The organism is Dietzia sp. B19, assembly GCF_014145155.1.
Classification (GTDB): domain Bacteria; phylum Actinomycetota; class Actinomycetes; order Mycobacteriales; family Mycobacteriaceae; genus Dietzia; species Dietzia natronolimnaea.
This window is the reverse complement of sequence record NZ_JAALED010000191.1, coordinates 1-7769: the sequence shown is the minus strand read 5'-3', so window position 1 is coordinate 7769 and position 7769 is coordinate 1. Positions and strand designations below refer to the sequence as shown.

Here is a 7769-nt window from a genome sequence, read left to right as displayed (position 1 = left end):
GCCGCCCCGCCCAGGGCCCGTGTCCGCGGCACGGCCAGCAGTGCCGCCACGGCCATCTCAGCGACGCCGGACCCGTAGGTCCACGCCCGGGCGCTCCCCGGCAGTTCCGGCGGGATGAGCCCGTCGAAGGGTCGGGGCGCCACGAAGTGCAGCGCGCCCATCGCCCCCAACGCGGCGGGCATGGACCAGTACCGGACGGCGTGTGCCGTGTCGTTGAGTGCCGTGTCGTTTCCCATTCGCCCGAGACTACGGACCCCGATCCCGGCGTTCTCACCGAACGTGCGGCAGCACTCGTTCCCCGAGCAGTCGCAACGACTCCCACGCGGCGTCGATCGGCATCCCGCCGCACATCGGGTGGCCCGCGATCAGGCCCAGTTCGCGAGACCGGACCCGCTCGACGAGCTGGTCCGGGGTGGCCACCAGGTACACCCCCTCGGCGCGCAGGTCCTCGACCGAGCGAGCGTCGGAGTGGACGAAGGAGTTGCGACCGGAGGCCGTCTGCCAGGCACGGTAGGCCTCCGCGTCGGCGAGGAGGTACCCGCCGTACCTCTCCCAGAACTCGTCGGGATCCTGCGCGCAGAATACCGCGGCGGGACCAGAGACCGGGGTCACCACGAGGCCGGGCTCATGCCCGTTCGCGCGACACTCGGCCCGGTACAACTCGGCGAGCTCCGGATCGTTGACCTGCGGTTGGTAATGCATGCCCAGGCGCCCGGCCCGACGGGCGGCCGCGCCTGCGCCGCCGAGGAAGATCAGCGGGTGCGGATCCGAGAATGGTCCCGGTGTCACGCGCGACCGAGGCGAACCGTCGACCGGATCGTCGCCGACCGGTTGCCCCGCCCACGCCGCGAGCATCGTCTCCAACTGCTGTTCCAGCCGTGCCCCACGCCCCTTCCAGTCCCGGGAGTGCATCGCGTATTCGACCGGTCGGTAGCCGAGCCCGAAGGTGAAGCTCACCCGCCCGGACGCCACGTGGTCGAGGACCGCGATGTCCTCGGCCAGCCGGACCGGATCGTACAGCGGCGCGAGCAGGGCCCACACCGCGATCTGGATCCGCTCGGTCACCGCGGCCACCGCCGCCGCAGCGATGAGCGGCGACGGGAGATAGTCGTCCTCGGAGCCGTGGTGCTCGGAGAGGTTGACGGCGTCCTGGCCCGACTCCTCCGCGTACCTGGCCATGGCGAGGGCCGCCCGGTAGCGGTCCCGGCGCTCGGCCGCGTCCGCGCCGGGCGCCCGGAAGTCGAAGCGGGTGACGACGTAGACCATCAGGCGCGGTCCATCAGACCGCGGTACCCGCGCGGGAGTCGGCGAGGACCGCATAGGACGTGCCTCGCTCCTCCCGCTCCCACCAGGTGTCGGCACCGCCGGCGGTGCCGCCGACCCCGTCCTCGACCAGGGCTCTCTTGAGGATCTTGTTGGTCGCCGTGGTGGGGAGCGCATCGGAGACCCGGACCCAGCGCGGCCACGCCTTGGGAGAGAGATCGGGCTGGGAGGCCAGGAACTCCTCGAACCCGGCGGGCTCGAGCTCGCTGTCGTGCCGGACCACCACGGCCGCGGCGAGCTGGTCGCCGACGCCGCGGGGGTCGGGCAGCCCGTACACCGCCACCCGGGAGACCGCGGGATGTCGGAGGAGGATCTCCTCGACGATCCCGGCGGCCATGTTCTCCCCGTCGACCCGCAGCCAGTCCCCGCTGCGACCGGCCATGTACACGTTGCCGTCCGCGTCGCGGTAGGCCAGGTCGCCGGACCAGTACATCCCGTCCCGCATGCGATCGGACGTGGCCTGCTCGTTGTTGTAGTAGCCGGCGAAGAAGCCGGCTCCCTCGGTGTTGACCAGCTCGCCCACACACTCGTCGAGATTGGCCACCGCACCGGTGTCGTCGAAGATCGCGCGGGGACACTCGGTGACCGTCACCGGGTCGTACACCGCGACCCCCGGGAACGGTTCGCCGATGGACTCGAGCGGCGAGTTCTCGGTCCGGACGACGATGATCGCGAGTTCGGTGGAGCCGTAGGCGTCCCGCACGGTGCAGCCGAACCGCTCGGCGAACGCGGGGATGTCCTTGGCCGCGGCCTCGTTCCCGAAGGCCGCGCGCAGGGTGGTCTCCGCGTCGTCGGGGCGAGCCGGGATGTCGAGAATGTACGCGAGCGGTTTCCCCACGTAGTTCATGTACGTGACCCCGTACCTGCGGATGTCGTCGCCGAAGCGGGTCGCACTGAAGCGTCGGGCGAGCACCATGGTGGCGCCCACGGCGATCGCGGGCGAGAAGCCACTCATGATGGCGTTGGAGTGGAACAGCGGCATGGACAGGTACAGCACGTCCTCGGAGGTCAGCTCGAAGGACGGAGCGAGCGCCTCGCCCGACATGGTGACCGTGAAGTTGCCGACCTGTACCGCTTTCGGGTCCCCGGACGTCCCCGAGGTGAAGATGAGCATGAACGGGTCGCCGGCATCGGCCACCGGGGGATCGGCCGGGGGCTCCGACGCGGCGACCGTGGCCGCCCACTCGTCGGAGTCCGTGTCGATGACACTGACATCGCCCAGGTCCAGCCCGTCGAGCAGGGGCGCGAGCTGGGAGTCGGTGAGCAGGACCTGACAGTCCGCCCGCCTGATGTCGCGGGCCAGCCCCTCACCGCGACGAGTCGCGTTGATACCCGCGATGACGACGCCGCCGAGAGCGCCCGCGGCGAGCGCGTAGAGCATCTCCGGGGTGTTCTCCAGGAGCGTGCCCACGTGCCGGGGTCGGGAGTCGTCGAGCATCGCGTCGAGTGCTCCGGCGCGACGGTCGGCGGCCGAGATGTACTCGCGCCAGGAGATGGTCAGGTCCTCGTAGCGGATCGCCGGGGAGTCGGAGTCGGCGTGACGGCGGAGTTGTTCGCGAACGGTGTCGGCCATGGGGGTCCTCGGGGACGCAGGGGCGGTGTGATCTGGATCATAGCGAGTCCAGCTGACACTCGTCAGGAAAGTTCGATCGCGGGCCGACCCACGGCGCCCGGACCCCTCCTGTCGGCCCTGAACTGCCTGGCCGTGACCCCCCACCACCGGCGCGCGTACTGACTGAACGTCGTCACGTCGTCGAGGGCCAGGGCCGAGGCGATCTGGTAGAGGGGGATCTCGGTGGTGGCCAACAATCGGGCGGCCACATCGCGCCGCACCTCGTCCCGGATCCCGGAGAAGGACGTGCCCTCACCGGTGAGGTGCCGCTGCAGGGTCCGCGGCGAGACCGAGAGGAGTGCGGCGACGTCGCCGAGGGTCGAGGTCCCCGTGTCGAGGGACCGCAGGAGCAGGGTCCTGGTCCGCTCGGCGTACGTCTGGTCCCGTGCGGGACCGTGCTGTTCCAGATAGCTCAGAGCCAGCTCGTGGGCCATCAGGTCGCCGCCCGTGATCTCCCGGCCGAGGAGCGCGGCGGGGACGCGGAGCATCGCGGCCGACGCGAGTGGTCTCGCCGGGGCGGAGAACAGCTCCCGGTAGCGAGCGGGCACCGTGTTGAGCGGGTTCGGGAGCTCGACCGACAGCAGTCCGTACTCCCCCCCGAGGAGGGCGAGCATGGACCGGTGCAGGAAGAGCAGGACCATGTCGACCGCCTGGGGAGGCAGCGCGGCCGCGTCGTCCCGGTAACCGAACCGCACCCCCAGCACACCGGGGTCCGCCTCCGGATCCGGGACGACCGTGATCTCGAGCGACCGGGCGTGGAAGAACAGGTACTTGGAGGTCATCTCCAACGCCCGGGTGGTGGTCGGGGCGTGCCTGATGGCCGCGGCCACGGGGCCGAGCAGACCGAGGTCCTGACGCAACGCCACCCGCAGGCCGAAGTCGGGGCAGCGCAACTCGACGGCCGCCGTCTCGAGGAGGAAGCCGATCGCGAGATCCTGCACCAGGATCTCGTCGCTGTCGAGGGCGCCGCCCGGCAGCCCACTGCGCCGGGCCAGGTCGTCGGCGTCGCCACCCAGCGCATCGATCACCGCCCTGACGCCCCTCAGGCCTGCAGATCTGACGTATGCCACCTCAGAACTCTCCGCCACATGGCGCGATAGAGCAACCTCTTGGCGCGTTTCGGCAACTTGTTCGGCGGGATCGGGACTATCGTCCTCCGTATGACAGCCTCTGCTGACCGCCGCCCACCGGCCGGCGCACCCGAGAACCCGCTGGACCTCCTGATCGTCGGCGCCGGCATCTCCGGCATCGACCTGGCCCACCACGTCTCCACCACCTTCCCCCACTGGTCGTGGGAGGTCCACGACGCACAGGACGACCTGGGCGGCACCTGGAACACCTTCCGCTACCCGGGGATCCGGTCGGACTCGGACATGGCCACGTTCGGGTTCCCGTTCCGCCCCTGGCCGCACTCCTCGACCCTCGGGCAGGGTGAGGAGATCAAGGAGTACATCCGCGACACCGCCCGCGAGTGCGGAGTCCTCGAACGCCTGCATCTGGGGTCCTGGATACAGAACGCGGACTGGCAGAGCGAGAAGGGCCTGTGGAAGGTCACGAGCGTCCGGGCGGAGGACGGGAGCTCCACCGAGCGCACGGTGTGGGCCCGCCGCGTCCACTACGGGTCCGGCTACTACTCGCACTCCCAGGGCTTCCGACCCGACTTCCCGGGCGAGCAGGAGTTCGTCGGCGAGATCATCCACCCCCAGCTATGGCCCGAAGGCGTCGACTACGCGGGGCGGAAGTTCATCGTGATCGGTTCCGGAGCCACCGCCGTCACCCTCGTCCCGGCCCTGGAGAACCTCGGCGCCGACGTCACGATGCTCCAGCGGACCCCGAGCTACGTCGCCCCGCTCCCCGAGAAGGACATCATCAGCGCCGTGTGGCAACGCGTGCTGCCGGCACAACCGGCCTACCGCGCCGCCCGTTTCACCCACGGCGCTCGCGACATGGTCCAGTATCTCGTCGCTCAGCGGTTCCCCTGGGCCTTCACCCAGGGGCTGCGACTCCTGCAACGCCGCTACATCTCCCGAGAGCAGATCGCCGAGCACTTCACCCCGTCGTACAAGCCCTGGGACCAGCGGGTGTGCAAAGCCCCCGACGGGGACATCTTCCGGGCGATGCAACGGGGCGCGCGCGTGGTGACCGGACACATCGACACCTTCACCGAACGCGGTATCCGCCTGGATTCGGGCGTGGAGCTCGAGGCGGACGTCATCGTCTCCGCCACCGGCCTGGAACTCGAGGCGTTCGGCGGCGGAACCCTGAGCATCGACGGCCGCGAGCTCGAGCCCGCCGACCTGACCACCTACCGCGGCATGATGCTCGCCGGCGTGCCCAACTTCAGCTTCACCGTGGGGTACGTCAACGCCTCCTGGACCCTGCGGGCGGACATGGTCTCCCGCTACATGGTCAAGCTGTGGCGCGCGGGCGAGAGGAACGGGGAGAAAATCTACGCCCCGATCCCGCCCGAGGTGAAGGGCGATCGCCCGCTCCTGGACCTCGACGCCGGGTATGTCCAGCGCGGCGTGCACCGCTTCCCGAGGCAGGGAACCGACCGTCCCTGGACATATGTACAGAACTACCTCGCCGAGATCCCCGAGCTGACCTTCGGTGACCAGCGTCGCGACATGGCGTTCGACGCGCAGATCCCGCAGGAGGCCGTCCGATGACCCGCCGCGTCTTCATCACCGGCGCCGCCTCGGGGCTGGGTCTGGCGCTCGCCCGCGAGTACCTGGCGGCCGGCGACGAGGTCATCCTGACCGACCTGCACGCCGAGGCCCCACCCGCCGTGACCGGCCTCTCCGGCCAGTGGAGCTACCGCAGGCTCGACGTGACCGACGACGACGACTGGGCCGCCGCCGCGCGTGCCGTGGACTCGCTGGACATCCTCATCAACAACGCCGGCATCGCGGTCGGCGGGCGGCTGGACGCCACCTCGATGGAGAGCTGGCAGCGCATCGTGGACATCAATCTGCTCGGCGTGGTCCGCGGGTGCAAGACGCTGGTCCCGAAGCTCGGGCGAGGCGGCCGGGTGGTCATCACCGCCTCCGCCGCAGGTCTGGTGCACGCGCCCCAGATGGGCGCCTACAACGCGACCAAGGCGGCGGCGGTCGCGTTGGCGGAAACCCTCGATGCCGAGCTTCGCCCCCGCGGCATCAGCGCGTCCGTCATATGCCCCCTGTTCTTCCGGTCCGGACTCGCCGATTCCCTCTCCGGCGACGACCCGAAGGCCGACGAGGCGGCGCGCATGCTCCTCTCCAAGACCCCCTTGACCTCGGAGAAGGTCGCCGCGCGATCGGTGCGGGCCATCCAGGCCCGGCGGTTGGTCATCACTCCCGACGCGCTGAGCACCGCCACCTGGTACTCCAAGCGGTTCACCCGCGTCCCCTTCCTGGCCGGGACGCGTCTCATCGGCCGCGTGGTCGAACGACGGGGTTGACCGCCGTCACCCCCGGGGAGGCGGCTGCACCGCCCGTGGCCATCCGTGACCTCGTCGGACGAGCGGGGACGGCACGATCGCCTCTACTGTGGCGGCCACGGGATCAACAGCCAGTTCACGTTCCGCTCGACCCAAGGGAGATCACATGGACGTCGCCGCCGTCGCCGCCACCGCACCGGACGCGCCTCTGGAGAAGACCACCATCCGGCGTCGGGACACCGGGCCGGCCGACGTGCTCATCGAGATCGAGTACGCCGGCATCTGTCACTCCGACATCCACCACGTGCGCGGCGAGTGGGGTCAGACCGCCTACCCCGTGGCGCCCGGACACGAGATCGTCGGCATCGTCCAGGAGGTCGGTTCCGAGGTCACCCGGTACACGGTCGGCGATCGCGTCGGCGTCGGGTGCCTGGTGGGAGCCTGCCACGAGTGCTCGTCCTGTACCGCGGGCCAGGAGCAGGAATGCGAGCGCGGGGCTGTGGCGACCTACGGCTCACCGCTGCCCGAGGACCATCCGGAGGGGCCCGTCACCCAGGGCGGGTACTCGACCCACATCGTGGTCGAGGAGCCCATGGTGGTGTCCGTTCCGGACGGACTCGACCCGGCCGCGGCGGCGCCGCTGCTGTGCGCGGGGATCACCATGTTCTCGCCGCTGCGGCAGTGGAACGTCGGCCCGGGCACCAAGGTCGCCGTGCTCGGCATGGGCGGGCTCGGGCACGTCGGTGTCAAGCTCGCGGTGGCGATGGGCGCCGAGGTGACGGTCCTGTCTCAGACCACCTCCAAGCGGGACGACTCGCTGCGGTACGGCGCCGTCGAGCACTACGCGACCGCCGGCGACGAGGGCAAGGCCACGCTCCGGGAACTGCGCGGCACCTTCGACGTCATCCTCAACACGGTGTCCGCGAACCTGCCGCTGGACCGGTTCCTCGCCACGCTCAAGCCGCGCGGGGCGCTGGTCAACATCGGGATCCCGACCGAGCCGATGTCGGTGCGGGCCGGGTCCGTCGCCGCCGGGCGCAAGATCCTGACCGGGTCCATGATCGGCGGTATCCCCGAGACCCAGGAGATGCTCGACTTCTGCGCCGAGCACGGGATCACCGCCGAGATCGAGCTCATCTCGGCGGACAAGATCAACGAGGCCTATGACCGCGTGGTCCGGTCGGACGTGCACTACCGGTTCGTCATCGACGCCAAGACGTTCTGACCCACGGCGGCCCGACCCACCGGGCAGGGACTCGCCGGGGCGGGGACTCACGGGCCTGACTCACCGCGGGGCGACCTGCGCGAGCAGGTCCGCGAAGTCCTCGTCCCGCGCCTCCAGGAACCGGTGCGCCTGCTCGGCGAAGTCCGCCAGCCCGGTCAGGCGCCCCGAACTCCGGGTCGCGCACACCGCCG

The 7769-nt window shown here is 70.5% G+C and carries 6 protein-coding genes and 1 pseudogene; 3 read left to right on the top strand and 4 right to left on the bottom strand.

From position 1 onward, the window contains the following. The 4 genes and pseudogenes from G6020_RS06565 to G6020_RS06550 form a co-directional block, all read right to left on the bottom strand. Positions 1 to 236, bottom strand: a pseudogene (locus G6020_RS06565) (hypothetical protein); the annotation flags it as partial. A 34-nt stretch (positions 237 to 270) separates the two neighbouring features. Then, positions 271 to 1266 (bottom strand): LLM class flavin-dependent oxidoreductase, encoded by a 996-nt coding sequence (locus G6020_RS06560; protein WP_182610070.1) that lies wholly within the window; start codon positions 1264 to 1266, stop codon positions 271 to 273. 13 nt (positions 1267 to 1279) lie between these two features. Beyond that, positions 1280 to 2896 (bottom strand): AMP-binding protein, encoded by a 1617-nt coding sequence (locus G6020_RS06555; RefSeq protein WP_182610069.1) that lies wholly within the window; start codon positions 2894 to 2896, stop codon positions 1280 to 1282. Positions 2897 to 2958: 62 nt separating this feature from the next. Beyond that, the gene (locus G6020_RS06550) at positions 2959 to 4005 is read right to left on the bottom strand and encodes an AraC family transcriptional regulator (RefSeq protein ID WP_179524095.1); all 1047 of its coding nucleotides are present in this window, start codon (positions 4003 to 4005) and stop codon (positions 2959 to 2961) included. A 90-nt stretch (positions 4006 to 4095) separates the two neighbouring features. Between G6020_RS06550 and G6020_RS06545 the strand changes: the two genes are divergently transcribed. From G6020_RS06545 to G6020_RS06535, 3 genes are all read left to right on the top strand, one after another. After that, on the top strand, positions 4096 to 5604 hold the full coding sequence (locus G6020_RS06545; RefSeq protein ID WP_182610068.1) for an NAD(P)/FAD-dependent oxidoreductase: 1509 nt from the start codon (positions 4096 to 4098) through the stop codon (positions 5602 to 5604). After that, entirely contained in the window at positions 5601 to 6374 is a 774-nt protein-coding gene (locus G6020_RS06540; protein ID WP_182610067.1) for an SDR family NAD(P)-dependent oxidoreductase, read from the top strand. Before G6020_RS06545 ends, G6020_RS06540 begins: the two co-directional genes overlap by 4 nt. 145 nt (positions 6375 to 6519) lie before the next feature. Continuing rightward, positions 6520 to 7578, top strand: a complete 1059-nt coding sequence (locus G6020_RS06535; protein ID WP_182610066.1) for an NAD(P)-dependent alcohol dehydrogenase — start codon at positions 6520 to 6522, stop codon at positions 7576 to 7578. The last annotated feature ends 191 nt before the right edge of the window (positions 7579 to 7769 follow it).